This is a genomic window from Flavobacterium kingsejongi, from assembly GCF_003076475.1.
GTDB classification, from domain to species: Bacteria; Bacteroidota; Bacteroidia; order Flavobacteriales; family Flavobacteriaceae; genus Flavobacterium; species Flavobacterium kingsejongi.
The window spans coordinates 2,373,641-2,399,637 of record NZ_CP020919.1; the positions used below are offsets into that span (position 1 = coordinate 2,373,641).

General features: G+C 39.6%; 21 protein-coding genes and 1 riboswitch. Of the genes, 9 read left to right on the forward strand and 12 right to left on the reverse strand.

All coding sequences use genetic code 11. The features are described from left to right. Positions 1–218: 218 nt before the first annotated feature. From FK004_RS10445 to FK004_RS10460, 5 genes are all read right to left on the reverse strand, one after another. The gene (locus FK004_RS10445; protein WP_262497643.1) at positions 219–1,076 is read right to left on the reverse strand and encodes an IS3 family transposase; all 858 of its coding nucleotides are present in this window, start codon (positions 1,074–1,076) and stop codon (positions 219–221) included. 14 nt (positions 1,077–1,090) lie between these two features. After that, on the reverse strand, positions 1,091–1,519 hold the full coding sequence (locus FK004_RS19450) for a hypothetical protein (RefSeq protein WP_227871586.1): 429 nt from the start codon (positions 1,517–1,519) through the stop codon (positions 1,091–1,093). A 104-nt stretch (positions 1,520–1,623) separates the two neighbouring features. Then, the gene (locus FK004_RS10450; protein WP_108737204.1) at positions 1,624–2,730 is read right to left on the reverse strand and encodes a peptidylprolyl isomerase; all 1,107 of its coding nucleotides are present in this window, start codon (positions 2,728–2,730) and stop codon (positions 1,624–1,626) included. Between the two features lie 13 nt (positions 2,731–2,743). After that, entirely contained in the window at positions 2,744–3,313 is a 570-nt protein-coding gene (gene gldI, locus FK004_RS10455) for a gliding motility-associated peptidyl-prolyl isomerase GldI (protein ID WP_108738816.1), read from the reverse strand. 7 nt (positions 3,314–3,320) lie between these two features. Further along, positions 3,321–4,325: a DHH family phosphoesterase gene (locus tag FK004_RS10460; protein ID WP_108738817.1), complete on the reverse strand. Its 1,005-nt coding sequence runs from the start codon at positions 4,323–4,325 to the stop codon at positions 3,321–3,323. Positions 4,326–4,506: 181 nt separating this feature from the next. Here FK004_RS10460 and guaA point away from each other — a divergent pair, with 181 nt between their 5' ends. The 8 genes from guaA to mnmA all read left to right on the forward strand — a co-directional run bounded on the left by guaA (position 4,507) and on the right by mnmA (position 14,932). Further along, positions 4,507–6,036 (forward strand): glutamine-hydrolyzing GMP synthase, encoded by a 1,530-nt coding sequence (gene guaA / locus FK004_RS10465; protein WP_108737205.1) that lies wholly within the window; start codon positions 4,507–4,509, stop codon positions 6,034–6,036. Positions 6,037–6,242: 206 nt separating this feature from the next. Next, positions 6,243–8,258 carry a PBP1 and LysM peptidoglycan-binding domain-containing protein gene (locus FK004_RS10470; RefSeq protein WP_157956073.1) on the forward strand — a complete coding sequence of 672 codons (2,016 nt, stop codon included), beginning with the start codon at positions 6,243–6,245 and terminating at the stop codon, positions 8,256–8,258. Beyond that, on the forward strand, positions 8,258–8,659 hold the full coding sequence (locus tag FK004_RS10475; RefSeq protein WP_108737207.1) for an OsmC family protein: 402 nt from the start codon (positions 8,258–8,260) through the stop codon (positions 8,657–8,659). Before FK004_RS10470 ends, FK004_RS10475 begins: the two co-directional genes overlap by 1 nt. Before the next feature lie 78 nt (positions 8,660–8,737). After that, entirely contained in the window at positions 8,738–8,965 is a 228-nt protein-coding gene (locus tag FK004_RS10480; protein ID WP_420358876.1) for a DUF3820 family protein, read from the forward strand. Positions 8,966–9,228: 263 nt separating this feature from the next. Next, positions 9,229–10,845, forward strand: coding sequence for a CTP synthase (locus FK004_RS10485; RefSeq protein WP_108737209.1), 1,617 nt, complete (start codon positions 9,229–9,231; stop codon positions 10,843–10,845). Between the two features lie 97 nt (positions 10,846–10,942). Then, complete coding sequence (yidC, locus tag FK004_RS10490) at positions 10,943–12,832, forward strand: membrane protein insertase YidC (protein WP_108737210.1); 1,890 nt, start codon at positions 10,943–10,945, stop codon at positions 12,830–12,832. A gap of 105 nt (positions 12,833–12,937) precedes the next feature. Then, positions 12,938–13,654: a toxin-antitoxin system YwqK family antitoxin gene (locus tag FK004_RS10495; protein ID WP_108737211.1), complete on the forward strand. Its 717-nt coding sequence runs from the start codon at positions 12,938–12,940 to the stop codon at positions 13,652–13,654. Between the two features lie 87 nt (positions 13,655–13,741). Next, entirely contained in the window at positions 13,742–14,932 is a 1,191-nt protein-coding gene (gene mnmA / locus FK004_RS10500; protein WP_108737212.1) for a tRNA 2-thiouridine(34) synthase MnmA, read from the forward strand. Positions 14,933–15,005: 73 nt separating this feature from the next. Here the strand turns inward: mnmA and FK004_RS10505 are convergent, their stop codons facing one another. From FK004_RS10505 to FK004_RS10535, 7 genes are all read right to left on the reverse strand, one after another. After that, positions 15,006–16,202 (reverse strand): homoserine dehydrogenase, encoded by a 1,197-nt coding sequence (locus FK004_RS10505; protein WP_108737213.1) that lies wholly within the window; start codon positions 16,200–16,202, stop codon positions 15,006–15,008. A gap of 177 nt (positions 16,203–16,379) precedes the next feature. After that, positions 16,380–17,558 (reverse strand): trans-sulfuration enzyme family protein, encoded by a 1,179-nt coding sequence (locus FK004_RS10510; protein WP_108737214.1) that lies wholly within the window; start codon positions 17,556–17,558, stop codon positions 16,380–16,382. 145 nt (positions 17,559–17,703) lie between these two features. Then, positions 17,704–17,812: riboswitch (SAM riboswitch) on the reverse strand. A gap of 85 nt (positions 17,813–17,897) precedes the next feature. Further along, positions 17,898–19,529, reverse strand: coding sequence for an MFS transporter (locus tag FK004_RS10515; protein ID WP_108737215.1), 1,632 nt, complete (start codon positions 19,527–19,529; stop codon positions 17,898–17,900). Beyond that, positions 19,530–20,564 carry an HlyD family secretion protein gene (locus FK004_RS10520; RefSeq protein ID WP_108737216.1) on the reverse strand — a complete coding sequence of 345 codons (1,035 nt, stop codon included), beginning with the start codon at positions 20,562–20,564 and terminating at the stop codon, positions 19,530–19,532. It lies immediately after the preceding gene. A 9-nt stretch (positions 20,565–20,573) separates the two neighbouring features. After that, positions 20,574–21,908 carry a TolC family protein gene (locus FK004_RS10525; protein WP_108737217.1) on the reverse strand — a complete coding sequence of 445 codons (1,335 nt, stop codon included), beginning with the start codon at positions 21,906–21,908 and terminating at the stop codon, positions 20,574–20,576. A 383-nt stretch (positions 21,909–22,291) separates the two neighbouring features. Then, positions 22,292–23,170 (reverse strand): helix-turn-helix domain-containing protein, encoded by an 879-nt coding sequence (locus FK004_RS10530; RefSeq protein ID WP_108737218.1) that lies wholly within the window; start codon positions 23,168–23,170, stop codon positions 22,292–22,294. 5 nt (positions 23,171–23,175) lie between these two features. Beyond that, complete coding sequence (locus tag FK004_RS10535; protein ID WP_108737219.1) at positions 23,176–24,078, reverse strand: DMT family transporter; 903 nt, start codon at positions 24,076–24,078, stop codon at positions 23,176–23,178. Between the two features lie 301 nt (positions 24,079–24,379). Between FK004_RS10535 and FK004_RS10540 the strand changes: the two genes are divergently transcribed. Further along, positions 24,380–25,993, forward strand: coding sequence for a S8 family serine peptidase (locus FK004_RS10540; RefSeq protein WP_108738818.1), 1,614 nt, complete (start codon positions 24,380–24,382; stop codon positions 25,991–25,993). Positions 25,994–25,997 lie beyond the last annotated feature (4 nt).

The window sequence follows — 25,997 nt, forward strand, 5'->3', positions numbered from 1 at the left end:
GTGAAATGAAAATAGGGGAGTATCGGGAAAAGGCTCTTGTTTAGATATTTTACAGGACTCTCCCTCAAATCAAAAGAATAATGTCAGGGAAGGATAGGGTAAATCCGGGAAATAAAGATATGATACAGTTGTGTCTTTTATCCCCGACTCTCTTAGAGATTCAAAGTGTCTAGTCCTAGAATAGCAATACAGGATTAATAATAATAAAAGTACATTTTTTAGACAGAAGTAGCTTCATGGTTACTTCTGTTTTTTGTTTTATAGGTTTTCATTTCTATTTCTTTTTGTTGATGCATTTGCATCGGAGTTAGCATATGATTAGAGCAATGCGGTCTTACTAGATTATAAATCTGTATAGATTCCTTAACTACTAACTTAATAATATTAAGTTGCTGATCATTATACCTATCTACTAAAAACTCCTGTTTTAATATTCCATTTACCCTTTCAGCGACCGCATTTTGATATGGATCATAAGACTCAGTCATGCTACAGCGCAGGTTTTTAGTCTTGCTTATCACTTTTTGATATTCATCAGAACAATATTGTATACCTCTATCTGAGTGATGGATTAACGACAAACAACTATTTTCCCTGCTCTTAAGAGCCATTTGTAAAGCTTTAAGACTATTTTCGGCATTTAAATTAGTAGCTACATTAAATCCCATGATCCGTTTTGAATATGCATCTGTTACTAAGCTTAAATAGCAGGGCTTACTTCTTTTTCCGATGTATGTAATATCGGATACCCAAACCTGTTCAGGACGTATTATTTTTAAGTTTTCAATTAAATTCTTGTGTTTTTTAAAACGATGATATGAGTTAGTCGTAATATGATAGCTCCGTTTTGGAGATATTAGCAGATGGTTTACTTTCAGGATATTAAAAAACATATCTCTTCCAATCTTCAATGCTCTAAGCTCCTGGTTTAATAAATAATACAACTTTCTCGTACCGATACGAGGCATTTTCATCCTAATCTTTCTTACCATAAGAATGACTTGTTCAGACTTTGATTGCTTTAAGATTTTTCTTTTAATGCTACGATAATAGACCTGCCTGTCTATCCCGAACAAACTACAGGTAAAACCTAAGGTTTGTTTTTGTTCTTCTTTAAATAGGACAATTGTTCGGGTGATGAGTTTTTTCGGATATCGATATTATATTCTTTCTCTGCAATATCAATAAGCATATCAAAAATAATAGCTTTCTTATCCGTAAAATTAACTTGTTGCTCCAGATGAGCTTTCTGTTTTTCAAGAAGCGTAACTTTAGCTTCGAGTTCCATGATTTGCTGTTCAGGTGTTTTAGCCATTTGAGATGGGGTTTGGGTTTCCCAATCAAAGTTACCAAATTTTCTAAGCCAACTAACAACTGTTGAACGTGCTTGCACACCATATTTTTTACAAGCTCCATGTGTAGATAACTCTCCTCGTTCAATCTCATGGACGATTTGCAATTTGAGAGACATACTGTAATCTCGCTGGGTTCGCTTTACATAATTTTTCTCTTTAGACATAATTGAGTTTTTTTTTGTATCGCTATTTCAGGACGGGACAAAGAGCATAAAAAAACCGCCTCAGATTAATTTGAGGCGGTTTGTTATGGAATCAATCGGGTTGATTATTTTGTTGGAGGCGTTTGCGTTTCCAATAACTGTACTTCAAAAATGATATTGGCATTTGGAGGAATAACACCGCCAGCACCTCTTTCACCATACGCTAAGTAAGACGGAATAAAAAGAGTAGCTTTTTCACCATAGGATAATTTCTCAAGCCCTTCCAGGAATCCTGGGATCAGTCCGGTTTTAGTGCCAGCTACAAAAGGGAAGGGCTGGTAACCACCACCTTCTGCTTTCTGAGGGTTGAATTTGCCGTAGCTTTTTTCTACTTCTTCTGAGCTGGAGTCAAACAAACTACCATCTTCCAGAAAACCGGAGTAGGCAACATAATATGTAGCGCCATTAGCTGGTTTCTTGCCATTCCCTTTTTGGGTGATCGCATATTCAAGTCCGGTATCTGATTTTACAGCGGTCTTTTTTAATGCAGCAAAAGCAGCTACTTTTTCGGTTTTGATGGCAGCCGATTTTTCAGCATTTTTCTTTTGCGCTACTGCTTCTTCATCAAAATAAGTTTTGAATACTTTTACAGTATCAAATTTTTTGGCATCTTTTCCTTTACGGATGATGGTGATTTTTTGGATAACATCGTCCTGTGCAATAGCATTCACAACGTCCTGACCTTCTACAACGTGGCCGAAAATAGTATGTTTGCCATCAAGCCATGGAGTAGCATTGTGTGTAATGAAAAACTGGCTTCCATTAGTGGTAGGGCCAGAATTAGCCATGGAAAGAATACCCGGTTTGTCGTGCTTTAATTCCGGTACGAATTCATCTTTGAATTTGTAACCCGGACCGCCACTTCCGTTTCCTTCAGGATCACCACCCTGAATCATAAAGTTAGGGATTACCCTGTGGAATTTTAATCCATCATAAAAAGGTTTTCCTTTTTTGTCCGCTTTTACAAAAGGATTTTTTCCTTCAGCCAATGAAATAAAGTTGGCAACCGTAATAGGTGCTTTCTCGAACTCTAACTGAAGCAGGATTTTTCCTTTGTTGGTCTGTACTTCTGCGAAAATACCATCTCCCGGATCAGTTTCCGTTTTGGTAGCAGTATTGCATGAAAAAAATAGTGCGAGAACACCTAAAAATAAACTTGTCATTCGTTTCATTTTATATTAATAATTATTGATTTTCAACTTCTTTTTCGGATTTTATATCATTCAGTGTGACCGTGCATAATAAAGGCTCGTTAGTACCGATCTTTTTATTGTCTCCATGATAGCCGTAACCCAGGTGGGAGGGAAAAAGGAATGTGACCTTTTCGCCTTTTTTCATTTGTTTGATCCCATCACGCAATCCCATCATGATGTTCTCCTTATCGATATAATATACCTGTGGGCGTAGTTCTACATCAGAATAGATCAGGTTGCCTTTAAGGTCGCGTACTTCATACGTAAAAAAAGCAACATCGCCCCGAACTGGTGTTTTAGTGTCTAATGAATCACCTTTTTGCTCATAATGGTACCAATATCCTTTGGGTGTGGCAACATAGGTGATGGAAGGATTGCTTTTGATGATCGAATCGATCATCTCTTCTTCGTCGGCAATTAATTTTTTATTGCGTTCTACCGATTCTTTCATAAAAGTACCGGAAGATCGGGAAATGGGTTTTCGTGCATCCTGCTGTTGGGAACAGGCTGTCAGGAATATAAAGCCGAGTGCAAATGCTGTTATGTAGGGTCTTATTCTCATTGGGGAATTAATGTTCTTGGGATACAATATCCAAAAAATGTTGTACAGTGTCTTCCATGTTTAAAGATGATTTTCCGCCCGCAGCGTTGATGTGGCCTCCGCCGCTAAAGTGCTTCCTGGCGAACTGGTTGACATCAAAATCTCCCTTGGAACGGAATGAAATCTTTATGATTTTTTCATCTTTATTTTCGATAAAGATAGCAGTAAAAACGATACCTTTTATAGTGAGCCCATAATTTACAATTCCTTCAGTATCTCCTTTTACATAACCAAAGGTATCCAGTTCTTCTTGGGACAGTGTCGTATAGGAGGTGCTGTATTGAGGGAGCACCCGTAAATTTTGCAACGCGCGAGCCAAAATCTGGATGCGGTTATGGGAATGGTTGTCGAATAATAAACTGTGAATCTCACTGTTTTCCACCCCTAAATCAATCAGGGAAGCTACAATGCGGTGTGTTTCCCCGGTAGTTGCAGGATAGCGGAATGATCCAGAATCGGTGACGATCCCAGTGTAGATGCAGGTAGCAATAGTTTTATCAATAAGATTCGTCAGCTGTAATGCTGCAATAAAATGATAGACCATTTCGCAGGTAGAGCCATAATCGGTATTGGAAAAAGCAACTACTGCATAATCGTCCGGTTTCTGATGGTGGTCGATCATTACGAAGGGAACAGTTAGTGTTTTAAGTACCGTTTCCATTTGATCTCCCGTTCTGTGGAAGGCATTGAAATCAAGTGTAAACACTAATTCGGCATCCTGCAACAGTTTTGTACCGTTTTCTTTGTCCTTTTCAAAAATCTTAACAGTTTCAGCCCCTGGAAGCCAGGCGAGGAAATCCGGAAATTCATTGGGTGCAATGACAACCGGTTTATGATTTAATTTTAATAAAAAATGATACAGTGCCAGTGTAGAACCCATCGCGTCGCCATCGGGACTGCGGTGTGGGATGATTGCTATTCGCTTAGGTTCAGCCAGTAAAGACTGGATTGTGATAATATCGTTCTCTTTCATAGCTTGCGAAATTACATTTTTTTGGTGGAATGTTGCTTTTTTTAATGAATTTCCTGTGCAGAAAATCACGGCTTTTATTTCAAGGACAAGTGTAGAATGGGGATAGAATCCCATTCTGAAAAAAGCAAAAAAAATTTAGAGCACCCATTTTCAGTTCTCAATAATATGTCTATTTTTGCATATGCAACACAACGTCCTAATTTTAGATTTCGGGTCACAATATACACAACTTATTGCCCGCAGAGTTCGCGAATTAAACATATTCTGCGAAATTTTTCCTTACAACCATTTTCCGGAAGATTTATCAAGCTATAAAGCCGTTATCCTTTCTGGCAGCCCATTTTCAGTTCGTGCTGAAGATGCACCACATCCGGATTTGACCAATATCCGTGGTAAACTGCCATTACTGGCCGTTTGTTATGGTGCACAATACCTGTCGCACTTTAGTGGAGGCGAAGTTGCACCTTCCAACATCCGTGAATATGGAAGAGCAAACCTATCCTATATTAAGGAAGGCGAAGTTTTCTTTGATAGTATTGAAAAGAACAGCCAGGTTTGGATGAGCCATAGTGATACGATCAAGACGCTGCCTACAAATGGTGTCCGTCTTGCCAGTACAAAAGATGTAGAGAATGCAGCGTACCGTATTGATGGGGAATTAACCTATGCCATACAGTTCCACCCGGAAGTATACCATACAACCGGTGGAAAGCAGCTTCTTGAGAACTTCCTGGTAAAAATTGCAGAAGTGCCACAGAGTTTTACACCGAATGCTTTTGTTGACGATATTATTGTAGAACTTCAGGAGAAAATCCAGAATGACAAAGTAGTATTGGGACTTTCAGGAGGAGTTGATTCTACTGTAGCGGCGGTTTTATTACACAAAGCAATTGGTAAAAACCTGTATTGTATTTTTGTGAACAATGGATTGCTGCGTAAAAATGAATTTCAAAATGTACTTGAGCAGTACAAAGATATGGGACTGAACGTAAAAGGAGTAGATGCTTCTGAACGTTTTCTTTCGCAACTTGCAGGAGTCGATGACCCTGAAACCAAAAGAAAAATTATCGGCCGTGTATTCATCGAAGTGTTTGATGATGAAGCCACCAGTATTGAAGATGTAAAATGGTTGGCACAGGGAACAATTTACCCTGATGTAATCGAATCGGTTTCTGTAAAAGGACCATCGGCAACCATTAAGTCACACCATAATGTAGGCGGATTGCCGGATTATATGAAACTCAAGATTGTAGAGCCTTTGCGTATGCTTTTCAAAGATGAAGTGCGAAGAGTAGGGGCTACTTTAGGAATTGATGCGGAATTATTAGGAAGACACCCTTTCCCGGGACCTGGACTTTCAATTCGTATTTTAGGAGATCTGACTCCGGAGAAAGTAAGAATTCTTCAGGAAGTGGATGCGATTTTTATTGATGGGCTGAAATCACATGGTTTATACGATAAAGTATGGCAGGCCGGAGCAATCCTGCTTCCTGTAAATAGTGTTGGTGTAATGGGTGATGAAAGAACCTATGAAAAAGTAGTCGCCCTGAGAGCAGTTGAATCTACCGATGGTATGACGGCTGACTGGGTACACTTGCCGTATGAATTCCTGATGACAATTTCCAATGAGATTATTAATAAAGTAAAAGGGGTAAACCGTGTCGTTTATGATATCAGTTCAAAACCACCAGCTACTATTGAATGGGAATAATATTTTAAGGGCAAGTTCTCGGTATACTGCTGTATGAAATTGCCTTTTGTAAAAAATGAATTATATTTAAGCCTCATAAGTTCAAAAACTTATGAGGCTTTTCTTTGGGAAGCCGGATATTGGGATTGTTTTTCATTCATAAAAAAATATTAAAACGATGAATTCCCTCTCAAAATTCCGCCATACCGATTTTAAGTTTAGTATTTTTGACAGATAAAATTAACATGATACAGCGCATGAAAATGAAGCAAATATGGATAGCATTTATCGCAGCACTCCTTTTTTCGGGATCGGTAGCAGCACAAGGAAATTATATTAAGCATACCGTAGAAAAAGGTGAAACGATAACTCAAATTGCTAAAAAATATAAAGTTACCCCTTATGATATCTATAAACTGAATCCGGATGCCCAAAATGGGGTACAGGAGAAAGCGGTATTATTGATTCCTTCCAAAAGCCTGAAAAAACAGGATGCCAAACCGGAAGTAATCGAAGCTTCTTCCAAAGTAGCGAATAAAGTGCATGTCGTAGAGCCAAAGGAAACTTTTTATAGTATTTCCAAAAAATATAAAGTGTCTGTTGAAGACTTGAAAAAAGTCAATGCCGATGCCAATCGAGATGGGCTAAAAATTGGGCAGGAACTTATTATTCCATTAAATGGGACTGCAGTAGCAGATAAAAAAGAAGTAAAGAAAGAGCCTAAAAAAGAGGTTAAAGAAGTAAAAGACGAAGCTCCAAAGTCCGGAAAATACCTGTATCATATTGTAAAACCGCAGGAAACGAAATATTCGATTGCCAAAGAATACGGAATGTCCCTACAGCAACTGGAAGAGTTGAATCCGGAGGTGAAAGATACTTTGCCTGTTGGTTTTAACCTGAAACTGGATAAAAAAGCGGCGGTTGAAAAAGAAAAAGAAGTAGCCAAAGTAGAAGTAGCCAGTACTACCGAAGGATTGAAAGAATACGAAGTACAGCCTAAAGAAACAATTTACAGCCTTTCCAAAACATTTGGTATTGAAGAGGATAAGCTAATTGCTTTGAATCCGGAATTAAGGGATGGGCTTAAAATAGGAATGATCATCAAGGTTCCGGCAAGTGTAGCGGAAGTGGCTAAGAAAGATAAGGAATACAAAGACCTGACGACTAAAATTACCAATAAGGATAAGAAGGAAATGGTATTGCTGTTGCCTTTTAATATTTCAAAAATAGAAGACGATAGCGAAAATTCGATCCAGGACCGTTTGAAAACGAATAAATTCCTGAATATGACACTTGATTTTTATTCCGGTGCCCTTATGGCAATCGATTCGATGAAAAAACTTAATGGGAATGTCAATATCAGGATTTTTGATTCTAAAGAAACCAAAACAGGATCGGATGTACCGAATATCATTAAAAGCAATAATTTTTCCAATACGGATGTTGTAGTAGGGCCTTTCTTCCAGTCGAATGTAGAAGTTACTGCGGCATTGTTGGAAAAAAACGATATTCCGGTAGTTTCTCCAATGTCAAAAGAATCAGGAAAAATGTACAGCAACCTGTTCCAGTCGATGCCGGCTCCGGAATATGTAAAAAAAGCAATGCTTGATTTCCTGAAATCTAAAAATGATAATGTTTTCACGATTATAGATTCGAAGCGCGGGAGTTCAAAACAATTTATCAACAGCAACTATTCCGGAATGCGCTTTTTGGAGCCAGACGCTAAAGGATTGGTAGCGCCAGAGTCTATTCGTGGTATGCTGGTAAAAGATAAAACCAATTATATTGTACTGGAAACTGAACGTGGGGCAACCATATTGGATGTGACCAATACGCTGTTAAAAGAAATGGAGAATTATACCATCAAATTGGTGCTGTTGGAAAAAACGGAAGCCTATGATTTTGATGAAATTTCATCTTCCCGACTGATGAAGCTCAACCTGCATTATCCGTCCCTTTCGAAAGATAATGATTCACCAGCGGTGAATAATTTCTTTAAGGAATACAAAAGACAGAACAATGTATTCCCGAATCAATATGCCGTACGTGGATTTGATGTGACCTTTGATGTCCTGGTACGTTTGTCACAACGCAACAAATTTGAAGAAACGGTAGAAAGTACCGCTACAGAACAGATTGAAAGCAAGTACAAATACAGTAAAAATCCATCGGGAGGCTACTCTAATAAAGGCGTGTATATTTTATATTACGATACTGACTTAACTGTAAAAGAAGCAAAATAATGACATCAAAAGTAACCTACCTTGGCGATTTACGGACTTCCTCGATCCATATCAATTCCGGAAGCGAGATTATATCCGATGCGCCACTTGATAACAATGGAAAGGGAGAAGCTTTTTCTCCGACAGATACTGTAGCGAATGCACTGGCGAGTTGTATGATGACCGTTATGGGAATCAAAGCCCGGGATATGGGCGTTGATTTTACAGGATCTACAGCAGCAGTCACAAAACACATGCAGGCAGATCCGAGAAGGATTTCGAAGATAGAAATTGTGTTCGAAATGACCCTGGCGGCCGATGAAAAGACAAAGACGATACTCGAACGCACCGCATTAACCTGCCCGGTACACCAAAGCCTTCATCCCGAGATCGAAAAAGTAGTGACTTTTAACTGGAAATAAACAATTCATATTACGATACAAGCATTAAGGATTTGGAAGTTATTTCAAATTCTTAATGCTTTTTTACGACCCAATATTATGACTGAACAGGAATTCCTGATAAAACTCGCCCACACCAAAATGCCCTTTGGGAAATATGAAGGCTGGCACCTCATTGACCTGCCCGAATATTATGTCGTATGGTACAGTAATAAAGGTTTTCCGAAAGGAGAACTGGGAACGCAATTGCAACTTGTCTACGAATTGAAATTGAACGGGCTGGAAGACCTGATCCGAAACATCAAAAAACAATATCCCAAGCGATAACATGCTTGGAAGACAGTGGGTAACGGTAGGCGATTTGATCTTTTTTGAGGCTGAAATAAAAATCGTTTAGCCGGCTATTTCTTAAGGGTAAAGCAATACCTATTCGTAAAATACAACAATTTGATAATTTGAAAAGGTTGGCAATTGAAAATAAATCAAATCTACAGCAGCCGTTCTGAAATCATTTTCAAATTGGCTGAATATCGAATTAAATTCACTACTTTTGCCAAGTTTTTTACGCAACTACAACAAACAACAACACAATGAATCAGACGAAATATATTTTTGTTACAGGTGGTGTGACTTCTTCCTTAGGTAAAGGAATTATAGCAGCATCTTTAGCCAAATTATTACAGGCAAGAGGGTACCGAACGACAATACAGAAGTTTGATCCTTATATTAACGTAGATCCGGGGACATTGAATCCGTACGAACATGGAGAATGTTATGTAACGGATGATGGCGCTGAAACCGATTTGGATTTAGGACATTACGAACGTTTCCTGAATGTTCCGACATCACAGGATAATAACGTGACTACCGGAAGGGTATACCTTTCTGTAATCGAAAAAGAACGCCGTGGTGAATTTTTGGGTAAAACAGTACAAGTAGTACCTCATATTACCAATGAGATCAAAGAGCGTATGCAATTATTGGGTAAAACCGGTGATTATGATATCGTGATCACAGAGATCGGTGGTACAGTAGGTGATATAGAATCTTTGCCTTATATTGAATCAGTACGTCAACTGGTTTGGGAATTAGGCGATAATAATGGTATTGTAATTCACCTGACTTTAGTGCCTTATCTGGCTGCTGCAGGGGAGTTGAAAACAAAACCAACACAGCATTCTGTTAAGACATTAATGGAAAGTGGTATAAAAGCAGATATCTTAGTATGTAGGACAGAGCATGAGATTTCGGATGAGCTGAGACAAAAACTGGCATTGTTCTGTAACGTAAAACGCGAAGCAGTAATCCAGTCTATTGATGCCTCTACAATTTATGATGTACCGAACCTGATGCTGGAAGAAGGATTGGATAAGGTAGCGTTGAAAAAACTGGATCTTCCGGAAAAATCGACGCCGGATTTAAAACAATGGAATGAGTTCCTGCACAAACTGAAAAACCCAAAACATATTGTTAATATCGGTTTGGTAGGAAAGTATGTGGAATTACAGGATTCGTATAAATCCATTCTGGAAGCTTTTATTCACGCAGGTTCTGTAAATGAGACCAAAGTAAATGTGGTAAGCATCCATTCGGAATACCTGGATACTAAAAATGCAGCAGAAAAATTAAGTAACCTTGATGGAATCCTGGTCGCTCCTGGATTTGGTGAAAGGGGAATTGAAGGAAAAATTGAAACCGTAAAATATGCCCGGGAAAATAATATTCCATTTTTTGGAATTTGCCTTGGTATGCAAATGGCGGTTATAGAATATTCCAGAAATGTTTTAGGATGGAAAGATGCCAACTCTACAGAAATGAATGAGGGAACAGCACATCCGGTAATCAACATCATGGAAGAACAGAAAAACATTACCAATATGGGAGGTACAATGCGTCTGGGTGCCTGGAAATGTGATATTAAACCCAATACGCTTGCGTCTGAAGTTTATAATCAAGCGACAACCATTCTGGAACGTCACCGTCACCGTTATGAATACAATGGCGAATACCTGCAGGATATTGAGAAAGCAGGATTAAAAGCGTCAGGTGTGAATCCGGATACCGGTTTGGTGGAAATTGTAGAACTGGAAGGGCATCCGTTTTTTATCGGGGTACAATACCATCCGGAATATAAAAGTACAGTGGCCAATCCACACCCGTTATTTGTAAGCTTTGTAAAAGCTGCGGTAGCTTATAAAAATAAATAATCCAGTACCCGGTAGTATATTGGGAAGGATTGGAAATACGTGCAAAATTTGAGGCAGCACACGTAAAAATAGCTGCCTTACAACTGAAACAAAAACAATGGAAGAAAAAAAATTAGACATTAGGTCAATTATTGGTTTTATCCTGATTTTCGGAATTCTCGTTTGGATTATGTATAACAATGCACCAGACGAAGCTGTAATCGCTAAAGAAAAAGCCCAGAAAGAACAAGTTTTACAACAGGAGAAATCGCGTACCGAAGCGGCCAAACAAGCAGCTATAACGGCTCAGGATACTACCGTTACGAACACTGAAAAACTGGCAAAATTAAAAGGTTCACTTGGTGAATTTGCGTATTCTGCAACACTTCCTGCTCCGGCAGCAGATTTTACTGTAATCGAAAATGACCTGCTTTCGCTTAAAATAGCCAATAAAGGGGGCTATATTGTAGATGTAGTCGTAAAAAAATACGAGCGTTTTACGAAAAACTCAGGTGAATTGGTACAACTGATCCGTGACAATAATGCGGAACTGAATATTCCATTACTGACTAAGGATAACCGTCAGCTGAATACTAAAGATCTTAATTTTGAACCGATACTAACCAAAGAAGGGGAGAATCAGGTACTGACATTGCGATTGAAAGCCAGTGCAAACCAATTTTTGGAATACCGTTATGTATTGAAACCAAAAGAGTACATGCTGGATTTCAGTATCCGTAGCCAGGGCTTAAATGGTGTTTGGGATACAACCAAACCTTTGATGCTGGACTGGAGCATGAAAACATACCGTAACGAGAAAAGTATTTCATACGACAACCGTTATACAGAGCTGATCTATGAGCATGAAAATGGGAAAGACAGTAACCTGGGACAAAGCAAACACAGTGAAGTAGGTGTTAAAGATGTAACTTATATCGCCTTTAAACAGCACTTTTTTACCTCAATATTGCTTACCGATACTCCATTCAAAAATGTAAACCTGGCTTCTGAAAACCTGGTACATGATGAAAGTATCGATACTACATTTACCAAAAGCTTTAAAGCTGAAATTCCATTAGCCGTTACCGGTGGGGAGGTAAATTATAAAATGAACTGGTATTATGGTCCTACGGATTATAAGATACTAAATGAATACAAAAGAAACCTGGACGAGGTAGTACCTTTAGGATGGGGGATTTTCGGTTGGATCAACCGTTATATCTTTATTCCGTTATATGGGTTCCTTAGTGATTTTATCCCTCATGGTATCGCAATTATTGTATTTACAATCTTAGTGCGTATTGTGATGTCACCGATCACTTATAAATCATACTTGTCACAGGCGAAAATGAAAATCATTCGTCCGGAAGTGAACGAACTGAATGAGAAGTATAAGAAAGACCCAATGAAAAAACAGCAGGAAACCATGAAGCTGTACTCCAAAGCCGGAGTGAGCCCCATGGCCGGATGTCTGCCCGCCGTGGCACAGATTCCCGTCTTCTATGCCTTATTTCAGTTTTTCCCCTCTGCTATCGAATTAAGACAGAAAAGTTTCCTTTGGGCAGACGATTTATCATCTTATGATGCAGTATACCAATTGCCATTTAAAATTCCGGTTTACGGAGACCATATCAGTATTTTTCCTATCCTGGCGGCACTTGCTATTTTCTTTTACATGAAAATGACTACCGGTGACCAGCAGGCAAGCGCTCCGCAACAAGAGGGCATGCCGGATATGAGCAAGATCATGAAAATCATGATTTATGTTTCTCCATTCATGATGTTGATTTTCTTTAATAATTATGCGTCAGGATTGAGTTTGTACTATTTCATTTCAAATACGATCACTATCGGTATTATGTTTGTAATTAAAAACTATATCGTAAACGAAAAGAAACTGCACGCACAAATTCAGGAAAATAAGACAAAAGAGAAACCTCAGAGTCGCTTCCAGAAGAAAATGCAGGAAATGATGGAGCAGGCAGAACAACAGAAAAAATTAAAATAAAAGCATACCAGAAAGCACTCGAAAGAGTGCTTTTTTTCTATCAATAAAATAAGTTCCTTTGTAATCAGTTTTGATACCTATAGAACGATCTAATATATGATAAAGATGAAAACCAAACAGTATATAATGTCGGTGTTGTTTTGCATGACGCTGTCCGGATTACAGGCCCAGGAGTTGAACCAGCTGGATAAAAGCGGGAAACGCCACGGGGCATGGAAAGGATATTTTGAAAAAAGCCACAGCCTCCGGTATGAAGGTACTTTTGATCATGGAAAAGAAACAGGAACTTTTACTTTTTATGTAGAAGGATCGGGAAAAACAGTAATGGCTACCCGGGAATTCAATGATAAGGATGGTACAGCCTATACTATTTTTTATGATGCAAAGAAAAACAAAGTCAGTGAAGGCCGGGAGAAAAATAAGCGTTATGATGGCGAGTGGAAATATTACCACAAAGCCTCTCCCAAAGTTATGGCACTCGAATTTTATGCAAATGGGAAACTCGAAGGCAAGCGCCAGGTTTTCTATCCCAATGGTGAAATTGCAGAAGATGCGGAATATAAAAATGGGCTGAAGGACGGTAATTATAAACGGTATTCGGCTAAAGGGATTGTAATTGAAGAAGCGGTATATAAAGCCGGGGAATACAATGGGCCCACAATTTACCGGGATGATAAAAACCAGATTACGGTTAAAGGACAGTTCAAAGACGGTAAGAAGAATGGTATTTGGCAGTACTATGAGGATAACAAACTGAATAAGGAAGAAAACATGAGTCAGGTTAAGAAAAGCCAAAAAGCAGTTTCTCCCAAAAAAATATAGTACTTTTGCAACGTTTTTCCGGTTGGTTTCAAATCGATACCTGGGGAAAATCGATTACGGAAAAATTAATCTTTGAATACAAGTACAATGAAACGTGTTGTCGTAGGGCTTTCGGGTGGTGTAGATTCCAGTGTTGCTGCTTATTTATTGCAGGAACAAGGATATGAAGTAATAGGTCTTTTTATGAAAAACTGGCACGATGATTCGGTGACCATCTCCAATGAATGCCCGTGGCTGGAAGATAGCAACGACGCATTACTGGTAGCTGAAAAGCTAGGGATCCCTTTCCAGACGGTTGATTTAAGTGAACAGTATAAAGAGAAGATTGTAGATTATATGTTCAACGAATATGAAAAAGGAAGAACGCCAAATCCGGATGTATTGTGCAACCGTGAAATTAAGTTCGATGTTTTCATGAAAATAGCGTTGAGCCTTGGTGCCGATTATGTGGCTACCGGCCATTATTGCCGTAAGGGGACAATTGAAAAAGAAGGCAAAGAAGTATACCAGCTTTTGGCAGGTGCAGATGGGAATAAAGACCAGTCGTATTTTCTTTGTCAGTTATCTCAGGAACAACTGGCGAAATCCTTATTTCCTATAGGGGAACTGACCAAACCGGAAGTACGCGAAATCGCGGCTAAACTGGACCTGATCACTGCAGATAAAAAAGATTCACAAGGGTTATGCTTTATTGGTAAGGTACGCCTTCCGGAATTTTTGCAACAGAAATTGCAACCGAAAGATGGGCTTATTTTTGAAGTAAATGCACAGGCGGATATTTATAACCGGTCCCGGCCAGAATTTGAGACGGAGAAAGCAGCTTTGGCTTATGAAGCAGAAAGCATACACTATACGCCAGAAATGGCCAAAGTGGTAGGGAAACACCAGGGTGCTCATTATTTCACCAACGGGCAGCGCAAAGGCCTGAACGTGGGTGGGACAAAAGAAGCTTTATTCATTATCGCTACTGATGTTACTACGAATACGATTTATACCGGGCAGGGAAGTTCCCATCCGGGATTGTATAAAAAAGCATTGTTTGTGGCTCAGCCTGAAGTACACTGGATCCGTGAAGACCTGGCGTTGGCAGATGGTGAAACTATGGAAGTGATGGCCCGTATACGGTACCGTCAGGAATTGCAAAAAGCAACCCTGCACCAATTTGATAATGGTATGTATGTTTCTTTTGAAGCACCACAGTCCGCTATTACAGAAGGGCAATTTGTGGCCTGGTATGATGGCGATGAGTTATTAGGTTCCGGAGTGATTTCAAAATAAAAAATTCAGAATAGTATATACAAAACAACCCGGCAGGTAACGACTTGCCGGGTTGTTGTTTTTAGGGATACTCTTAATTCGCGACTTCCAATAAAATAAATGATTTTTTTAGATTTTCATTGGCATATATCTCCTTTAAGTGCTGTAGTGAAATCGTTCCTGTCGTGTAGCCGATTTCATTATTATTGTAGGATTCATCAATGTCCTGGAAATATTTTTTCAGGGTGACTGCATCTTCATTCTGGTGGCGTAAAAATACTTTAAGGTTAATGTCATTCGTAAAGACCAAATCTTCCTGTTGCTGTATTTTTTTGTATTCATACTGATAGTCGTAACTCAATGCGGAGATATCGGACAGTACTGCAGAAGCGGTCGGATGGGCTCCGGCACCTTTACCCACGAAAAACTGGGTATCGGCAAAACTCGTTTTCGTGATCACACCATTAAAAACATCATCAACATGAAACAGCCGATTCTCTGCATCTACAAATTTCGGAAGTACAAAAGCCGAAATAGCACCTTCTTTTGTTTTAAATGCCTGGGCAACCAGTTTAATCTTAAGCCCTTTCTCCCGTGCGTATTTTAATTCCAGATCACCTATATTATTGATACCAATATTGAAAAGTTCATCGGGTTGAGCAATAAAACCAAACGAGTGGGCGAGTAAGATCAGCAATTTGTATTTGGCATCAAATCCTCCGGTATCCAATATGGGATTGCTTTCTGCGAAACCTTTTTGTTGGGCTTCAGCCAGGGCTTCGTCATAGGAGATATTATCCTTGAATGTTTTGGTCAGGATGTAATTGGTCGAGCCGTTTACTATACCTTCAATAGATTCCAGCAGGTCATTGTCATAGTATTCTTCCAGATTCCGGATGATGGGCATACTGGCGCAACAGGCAGCTTCGTACAATAGCGGTACATTATATTTACGTTGCAGTTCGAGCAATTCTGTAAAATGCTCCGCGATCATTTTTTTGTTGGCGGAAACTACTGCCTTTCCACTTTTTAAAGCGGTGGAAACAATTTCAAAAGCAGCATCGGCATCATCAATGAGTTCTACAATAACATTGATTTCCGGATCATTAAAGATGTCATTTTTATCGAAGGTAAAATGGTCTGAACTGATTTCACGCGCTTTATTTTTATCCTTTACACAAATATTTTTGATGTTGGCCTTTAAGCCTGGTGTTTTCTGGAGGACTTCATATAAACCAAAGCCGACACAGCCGAAACCGAATAATCCTATATTTAATTTTTTTCTTGACATTGTATTTCTTAAAAGAGATTTTATTTTTTGGAATGCAGGCACACTTTTTTTTGGAAATAGTGGGCTTGCAGAAAGAGAAGCAGCGTGCTTTTTGCGATGGCGAACAAAGTGGGGTCACCCCGGTAGGCAAAACAAAAAGACACTGCCTGAAAGTAACGAATAGAGCTTCGAGGATTATTAGAGTACGTTGGCGGTTTCGGTGATGTTTTCATGTACTGCACTGGCAAAAGCCTGTTTCAGGTCGGCAATCAGGTCCTCTGCATCTTCGAGTCCTACAGAAAGGCGAATCAGGCTATCGGTTACTCCGGATTGATAGCGTTTTTCAGCCGGAATGGATTTATGGGTCATTTCACACGGCAGGCAACAAAGGCTTTTTACGCCTCCAAGGCTTTCTGCCAGTTTGAACAGTTTTGTAGAAGAGACGATTTTGGAAGCTAGTGCTTTGTCATCAATCACAAGATCAAAAGCAATCACGCCGCCAAAATATTTTTGTTGTGATTTGGCAATCTCATGATTGTGGTGGCTTGGCAACCCTGGATAATACACATTTTTGATTAGCTTTTCTTCGATCAGGTATTCCGCTATCTGTTGTGCATTTTCGGCATGTTGACGAATGCGTAACGAAAGGGTTTCGATACCACGTATGGCCAACCAGCTGTCGAAAGGCCCGAGTATCGCGCCGGAAGCATTTTGGATAAATTTAATCTTGGCTCCCAATTCTTCAGTAGCAGTAACAACCAATCCCGCAATAATATCGCTATGTCCGGAAATGTATTTTGTGGCACTGTGCACTACAATATCAGCCCCAAGGTCAATTGGTTTTTGGGATACCGGGGAAGCAAAAGTATTATCCACACACAGTAGGATGTTATGTGCTTTGGCCGTTTTGGCGATTGCACGGATATCCGATATTTTAAGGGTAGGATTGGTCGGGGATTCAATCCAGATCAGTGCTGTCTTGTCTGTTACTGCATTTGCAATATTAGCAGCATTTGTCGAATCGACATAGTTGATACTAATGCCAAATTTTTCATAGACATGGGTGAATAACCGAAATGCGCCGCCATAAATATCATCTACAGCAATAATATCATCGCCGGATTTCAATAGTTTGACTACAGCATCGATTGCAGCAAGTCCACTGGCAAAAGCATAGCCGTTTGTACCGTTTTCAAGTTTTGCAATAATATCTTCCAGTACTTTTCGGGTCGGGTTATTGCTTCGGGCATAATCGTATCCTTTGTGGACACCTGGCGCTTCCTGTACGAAAGTGGAAGTTTGGTAAATTGGTACAGAAATGGAACCGGTTAATGGATCTACGGGAATGCTGTTCAGGATTTGTGTTTGTTCGCTCATTTTGAAATGTTTTAAAAATGTTTTTATATTTTTTAATCAATAAAAAACATTCGAAACCAGATATCGAAAGAGCGGAAATAAAAAATGCTCTCCCGATAAGTCAGAAGAGCATATAATATGTTGAAGTATTATGTACTATTTTCTAAGCTTATCTATCCCTGCCAAAGCAAGGGTTGAATGTGGCACCTTATTCACATGTGAACAGGTTGCCAAGACGTCATCGGGTCAATTCCCTCGGTCTTTCTGGATAAGAATAATCTTTTAAAGAACTTGAGTGCAAATTTAGAGCATAATAAATGGTTTTACCAAATTATTTATTTTAAATTTTAAAATTATTTTTTAAAGTGTTGTTTTGTAGGTAGTTATTGTGTGTGTTTCTGTAGCTAAAACAGCCTTATTTTTGGATTTAGGCATTCTCTTTTTGAAAAGGAATGCAATCAGGGTGATTAAAATGATGCCCAAAAGCAACACAGAGACCAATAAAAAAATACTTTGGTTGGTCAGCAATTGGCTTTGGGTTTTTACCGATTGCATGATCGAAGCCCGGGCAAGCGCAGTTGCTTCTGTCAGGTTGAATCCTTTTCCAATATACGATTGGACCAAAGCGGCATTACGTTCGTTATAAACCGTATCATAAGGCGTCAAGTAGGCGAGGAACTGCTCTTTGTAGTGCTGGTTGTAAAAAAGCTGGAGGGTATAATATCCTGCAAAAGAATTCAGTGTGGTGAAAAAACGCACATTTCCCGCTACAAGGCTGCCTGATATTCCTGTAGTCACCGGAACAGAAGCCAATATAAAAGTCGCGATGGGGACAAATAACATACCTGATGCTGCTCCCTGCAGGAAGATAGGAATGATTAAATCGGTAAATGCCAAATCACTGCTCATGATGCAATACATCCAATAATTAAATCCCAGCATAAGCGCAAAACCCGTAACCAGGAAAAAGTGCAGTGGGAATCGTTTTTTCATGACCAGTTGGGAAGCTATGTACATCGTAATTGCCATCCCCAGAATATTAAAAAAAGCGAGTTGGATGTATTGGTAATTTGACCATTGTGCCATAACACTCACATAGTTGTAGACTAAATTGATCGTGTCTTTTAGCCCGTAAAAAAGGGCGAGTAAAATCAGCCCGATGATAAAATTTCCGGACCTGAAAATGCTAAAATGGATAATGGGCCTTTTACTTTTTAGCTGGCGTAAAACAAATAATGCAATCAGGAAAATAGCAGCAAAACTCGTGTAAACAATTGTAGGATCTTCAAACCAATAGTGTTTTGGGCCATACACCATGCAATAGGCTACGGCCAACATTCCGGCTCCCATGATAATATACGCTTTCCAGTCAATTTGATATAATGGGTATTTTTTATGGGTACGTTCCGGCCTGAAAATAAGCAATACAATAATAATCGAAAGGATCTGAAAGAGGATTACGATGTAATAAATCATCCTCCAGTCCATATTATCGATAATCCAGGCAGTAGGTGCACCCGCTGCCACGCTGCTTCCCAATAGCGTTCCATAAAAAACAGAATAACCGACTGCCTGTTTCTTTTCGTTATGCAGCCTGGAGAAAATTAAGGTCAGCATTCCTCCTGCAATCAGGCTGATAATGATACCCTGGAAAAATCGTAAGAGGATAAACATTTGGATATCATTGGTTTTCATCAGGAGCAAATTCAGGAATATTCCCACCAATAATACAGTAATCAGGTATTTTTGGGTGTTGAAATAATTCAGGAAACGTACCTGTAACGGAAGCGAGAATAGCAGTGAAATGTAAGTAACCTGAATCGAAAAAGTAATATCTTCCGGCTGTGCGCCAAAATAGGAAATTACATAATTTTGGGTCAGGGAGAACAGGGAAAATTGGACAATAGAAAACAGGAGGATCAGGAACAATGCAGTTCGCATTCCCCAGTTCCAGTTGTGGATCCATTCTTTAAAATAGATATTCTTGTCCATTTAGTTCTTTTTTACCGAAACAATTACATTCATCCCGGCTTTTATTTGTTCTATGTCTTTTTCTGAAAATTTTATTTTTACGGGGATACGTTGAGTAATTTTGACAAAGTTTCCCGTGGAGTTATCGGCAGGGAGCAGGGAGAATTTAGATCCCGTAGATCCGGCAATCGCTTCAATTGTGCCTTGGTATACCGTATTGTCATAACCATCCACTTTAATCTCAACCGATTGGCCTACATGCATATCCTGGATTTGGGTTTCCTTGAAATTGGCGGTTACCCATTTTTGGTTTTCATTGATAATGGGAACCAAGCTTTGTCCCGCCTGTATCTGTTGCCCTTCCTGTATCGTTTTCCTCCCCAGCCTTCCGGAATATGGAGCGGTAATCACAGTATATTCCAGATTGATTTTGGCATAATCCAACAAGGCTTCTTTTTGCTTGATCTCTGCTTTCAATAGTCCGTGATTGGATTCCAGCTCTTCAATTTTGGAGTGGGTGGTTTTCAGGTTGTTTCGGGTGGCATTGAACTCACTTGTGGCAACATCATATTTTGCCTGCGTTTGTTCAAATTCCTGTAAGGTTGCCGCCTCTTCCTGCAATAAATTTTTATAGCGTTTCAGGTCCTGCTGTTTCTCGACGAGTTTAGCTTTTGCGGAAGCAATCATATCCCTGTTCACCGCAGTTCCGGTTTGTGCCGTTTGTATGGTGGCATCGAGTACGACCAGCCGTGCCTTTACATCTTCAAGGGCTGCTTCGGCTTCCATAACTTTAGCGGTATATTCCCGATTGTCGATGATCACTAACGTATCGCCTTTTTTTACATACTGATGCTCCTCAAAATTGATCTTTTGAATGTATCCGCCAACACGGGCCGAAATAGGATTGATATAAGCTTCCACCTGAGCATCATTGGTTTCCTCATAATTTCGGGAATGGATCAGGTAGCGTAGAAAAAAAATGAGGGTAATGGCCATTACAAGTAGGACAACGCCATTGAATAAGTAATTAAATTTTTTGCCTGATTTAGTCTTCATTGGTATTTTTTAAAGTTTTCCGGTTGTGTAAAGAATCTGGTAATAGTAATTCAGCATTGAAATTTGTGCTTCAATAAGCCTGTATTTCGATTGGAGGTAAAGATTGTCTGCCTCAAGAAGGTCGGTTAGTAAAGCCAGTTGGTTAAAATATTTGGTACTTACAATTTTATAATTTACCTGTGACTGTTCAATGTTTTTCTGTGCGATTCCAATTTTCTCCCGCATGTCTTCCACTTTAATCTGTAGCGATGATAATTCGAGTTTTGCATTATCGTGGGCAGCATTTTCATTAATACGTGTTTCTTCCAGCCGTTTTTTTTCAGCATTCACCTTATGGTTGTTCTGGTAGAGTGAGGATAGGGAATATTGCACTTTAACTCCTACAAAACCGATAGCATATACCTGATCAACATACGGATAGATCAAATAATTCGGATAATTATAACCATAAGCAGAAATGAGTTCTATGGACGGATAATAATTGCTTTTGGCACTTTTAATGCGGCTTTGCTGTAATTCCGTGTTTTCATGTGCTGCCTGTAAGGTATAAGAATCGCTTGCCGAAGCATTGATAATGTTGGATGCATCCGGGATGGTATTTACAACAGCAGTATCACTCAGGATAATATGGCTTTTTTCCGGCAGGTGCAACAGCACGTTCAGGCGATTGTTGAAAATCAGGATGGTACTTTCATTTTCTGTTTTGGCAAATTGCTGGTTGGATAGGTTGATCTCTGCCCGTAATACATCGCTTCGGGTTACTTTACCATTTTTGTATAAGGCATTAATGTTTTTGAGGCGTAAGTTCTCCCGGTTTATCTGGTCTTTGTAAAGGCTGTCAAGACGTGATAAGCGAATCATTTCCAGATAATGTTGCAGCACCTGCAGCGAAATGCTACCGGTTTGCTGTTGCAGGTTGATCGCTGCCAGGCGGCTACGGATTTCCGATTCCTCGATAGCCGCTTCATGTTTTCCACCGGAATACAGGTTGAAAGAAGCTTCCAGTCCCATAGTAGCCTGATAGCTACTCGGTGGAGGCGGTAAAGATTCCGAACCCGAAAGCCCGTGTTCATACAAAGTGGCATTGGTAAGCCTTTTTCCAGTGGCCTGTGCCATAACGTGGGGAAGTGCGTGGCTTTTTACCTCTTTTAATTCCGACTCGGAAACCTCAGTATTCAGTTTGGCACTGTTAATATGGTCATTGTTGGCTTTTGCAAGCTGCAAGGCCTCTTCAATACTCAGTACATATGTTGTGGGGCTTTTCTCCTGTGCTATTACAGTATTTCCCAGCAAGCAAAAACAGGCAGACAACAAGCTCAGATAATTAAATAAAAAATGCTTCACAGTTAGTATGAATTATAAAATGGATAGAAAATTAATTTTTCGTCGTTTTAGGAAATCAGCAATTCTTCGCTGTTTTTTAGCGATGGGTATGAAAAATAGAATTGTGGGTGTGATAAAGTAAAAGTAATGGACGTATAAAATACAACGCTACTCGCATTGAAGCGATTTTTGTTTTTCGATTTTAGGCCGAAAAATAGTTGTATGTAATTTGTTTGCTCGGATAATCGGTAAAAAAAGTCGCTTTAGCGCCTTTTTTTGATTTCCGGAAAAAGTATTTTGGACTATTACGCCTGTAGGGTTCATACATTAATTTTAACACTGCAAAGTTCCTTCGCTTTCTTGTTAAAAAAAAGTCGGAAACACGGCAGTTTTCGTCGATATTGCTATATCGTCGTTTTTCTGTACTGCAATGGGGTCAGTCCGGTATGTGTTTTAAAGAATTTGCCGAAAACGGACTGATCCGAAAAATTGAGAAATTCGCTGACTTCCGCAACGGAGAGTGTTTTGTTTTGAAGTAGTACTTTGGCTTCCAATATGATAACTTCATTAATCCATTCACCGGCCGTTTTTCCGGATTGCTTTTTTAAGATCTCTGAGAGGTGCTTGGCGGTTATATTTAGTTTGTCCGCATAGAAGTTGACCGACCGTTGTTTTTGGTATTCTTTGTTCAGTAATTTTTTAAAGTTAACGAGGATGGGAGACATCTTTTCGTTAAAATGGCTTTCCGGTGATTCCTGGAGTTTGTGGAACGAATTGAGTTCATGGATGAGGATATAGATACAGCTCCGAATGATTTCCTGCTCATGGTAATGGTGTTCCCGAAGCGTGTCTTTCATCATGTCATAAATACGCTCTATTTTTCGAGCCTGTTCCGGATTTAGGCTAAACGTATGTTGTTCCTCATTATCGAAAAAATCAAATTCCATCAGGTAGAAAACGTTTGAACGGTTGGCCAGCAGGTAATCATCTGTGAAAAAGATAATTTCCATCCGGGGTTGGTTTTCCGTTTCCCGAACCGTACGGACGACTGTTGGCCCCAACGCAATCATTGCAGGCGCTTTTATAGTTTGTGTGGTTAATCCTGCTTGCGAGATGACCTCTCCTTCTTTTAAAAAACTAATCGAATAGGTTTCAGAACGCCTCGGTTCAGAATTGAAAAGACTGTTCTTACCTAATTCCACAAAGAAAAAATCCTTTTTATTACTGGATAAATTGAATACTTTCTGATGGTGCTCTATGGAGTAGGTCGTAATCTTTTTCATGTCGTTTAAAATAAAGTAGCGATGTAAGCTGTTAAATCGGCATAGCTGTAATTCAACTGGGATAGTGTAATCAGGATAATGGCTGCAATTGCCATAAGGATTCCGGCATAATTGATCCGGTTCATTTTTTCATGGAAAGCAAAGATACCAATCAGGCTCCCCAATACGACTACACCTAAATTCATAGACGCAAAGACAGTGGAAGGATTACTGGAAAAAGCTTTATGAGCCTTCAGGTAAAACAGAATGTTTCCAAAATTTAAAGCGCCTAATAGTACTCCTACAGCAATATTTTTCTTGTTGAAAGTGCTTTTTTGTGCTACGAATTCATAAAGGGTAAAAAGTAGTGCCATTACCAGGGCACATACAAATACAACGAATAAAGATGTAGTATACGCAATGGGAGTATAAGCCGCAATCTGTTTGAAGAGGATATCAATAGTACCAAATCCTAAAAGTACTACAGCGGTATATAACCACTTTTGGGAAGTTGTTCCGGTAGTAGTGCTTTTGTACAGAGTAAAAAATACAGCCAGGAAACCAATGGCTAATCCGGTAAGCTTAAGCTCGGCGATGGTTTCATGGAAAATGAAGTAAGAGGCCAGTATGGGGATAAAAAGTGAAAGCCTTTGGGCAATATCCGTTTTTACAATTCCCATGTGGCGTATCGAAGCGGCCAAAAATAAAAATACAGAGGGTAATAATATTCCGAGTGCGATATACCATGCCCAAGGAGCCTCTGACGTTACGACTGACAGGTCAGGGCGAAAGCTGATATAGGAAAGCAACAAGGCAATGACGTAGTTGCAGGTGATGACCTGTACAATATCTATAGTATATTTTTTGGCTATTTTTAATAAAACACCAACGGAAACACTACAGAGAATGCTTAGAAAAATATAAATCATGGGGTTATTTTTGTTTGATACAGCAGTTGTGTATGATTCAGCAAATTTAGCAGTTTTTGCGGTTATATTCAGTTTTTAGGATGCTTTTCAGTAGCGTAGTTTGCCGGGTGTATAGAGGATTGAAAAAAGAATTTTGTAGCTTTGACCAACCTATATTGTGATTAACACGTAATAGTAAGATGTGGCAGTTTCATTTATACAGTAAATAATAGCATAAATGGCTAAAACTACAGGCTTCTTAAAGATTTTCAAAATATCAGTGATAGCGGTAGTTTATTCAAATTTTTGCAAAAACGAAGGAATGAAAAAAATAATGTTAGTATGGTTGGTATTATCCTCATTTGCAGGATTGGCACAACAGGATGCCTGGGTGTATTTTACAGCCAAACCCAATGCACAGCAGTACCTCGATAATCCACTACAAATGCTAAGTCAAAGAGCATTAGACAGAAGAGCAAATCAAAATATTCCGTTGGATAGTAAAGATCTGCCGGTATACGAACCTTACAGTGCTGCAATTGCTGCTGCATCTGGAATAACGGTTATGGCAAAATCCAAATGGCTTAATGCGCTTCACATCCGTGGAGCACAAAACGATATCAATGCCTTACTGACTTTGGACTTTGTAACACGGATTGATTTTGCCAATAAAGCCCTGAATGTTGCAGGAAAAAATACGATACAATCTTCGGTTACCATGGCTAATAAAAACCAGGAAACAGCGGCAAATTTTAATTATGGAACATCTTCGAACCAAATCCAGATGTTGAATGGCCAATTGCTGCACCAACAGGGCTATACGGGAAGTGGAAAAATTATTGCCGTATTGGATGCCGGCTTTCCCGGGGTGAATACGGCACAGCCTTTTCAAAGGCTACTGAATAATAATCAGATTTTAGGCGGGTATGATTTTGTAAACCGCAATGAAAATATGTATACTGGTAATTCACACGGTACAATGGTATTGTCTACTATGGGAGGGTATAAAGAAAACAGCCTGGTCGGTACGGCACCGGATGCTTCTTATTATCTTTTTATCACCGAGAATGCGGCAAGTGAAAATCCATTGGAAGAATCTTTATGGGTAGAAGCCGCGGAAATGGCCGATAGCCTGGGTGTGGATGTAATCAATACTTCTTTGGGATATAATAATTATGATAATCCGGCCTACAGCTATACCTATGCCGATATGAATGGTACTACTTCTTTTATCGCCCGTGGTGCTGATATCGCTTTTTCACGTGGTATGATTGTAGTCGTTTCCGCGGGTAACGATGGGAGTACCGCCTGGCATTATATTGCGACTCCGGCAGATGCTTTCAATGTGCTGACTGTAGGTGCTGTAACAGCTACAGAAAATTATGCCGCTTTTAGTTCTGTCGGGCCCACCGCCGACGGAAGGATAAAACCGGATGTTATGGCCCAGGGGCAGGCTGCTGTAGTGTCGGGTACTACCGGCACGATTGCAACCAATAACGGCACTTCTTTTTCAGGACCGATCATTGCAGGTATGGTCGCGAGTTTGTGGCAGGCCTTACCCACAAAAACAAATGTTGAGATTGTCCAGATTATCCGGCAGTCTTCAGATCGTTTTACGGCTCCCAATGACCAATATGGGTATGGGATTCCCGATTTTGCCCAGGCATTGAGCACAACGCTGGCCGTAGCGGATTCAGTTCTGGAGCCTTTTGTAGCCTATCCCAATCCGGTAGATGCAATTTTGTATTTTAAATTGCCGGTTACTACGGATAAAGCCACATTGACTTTATACAACAGTTTTGGACAGATGATAGCCCAAAAAGAAATAAATGCCGAACATCCTTCCATAGAAGTTGGGAATTTGAATACCGGGATTTATTTTTATAGCCTTGCCGCAGCAAATGGTACCCGTACCGGGAAAATTAGTAAAAAATAATTAA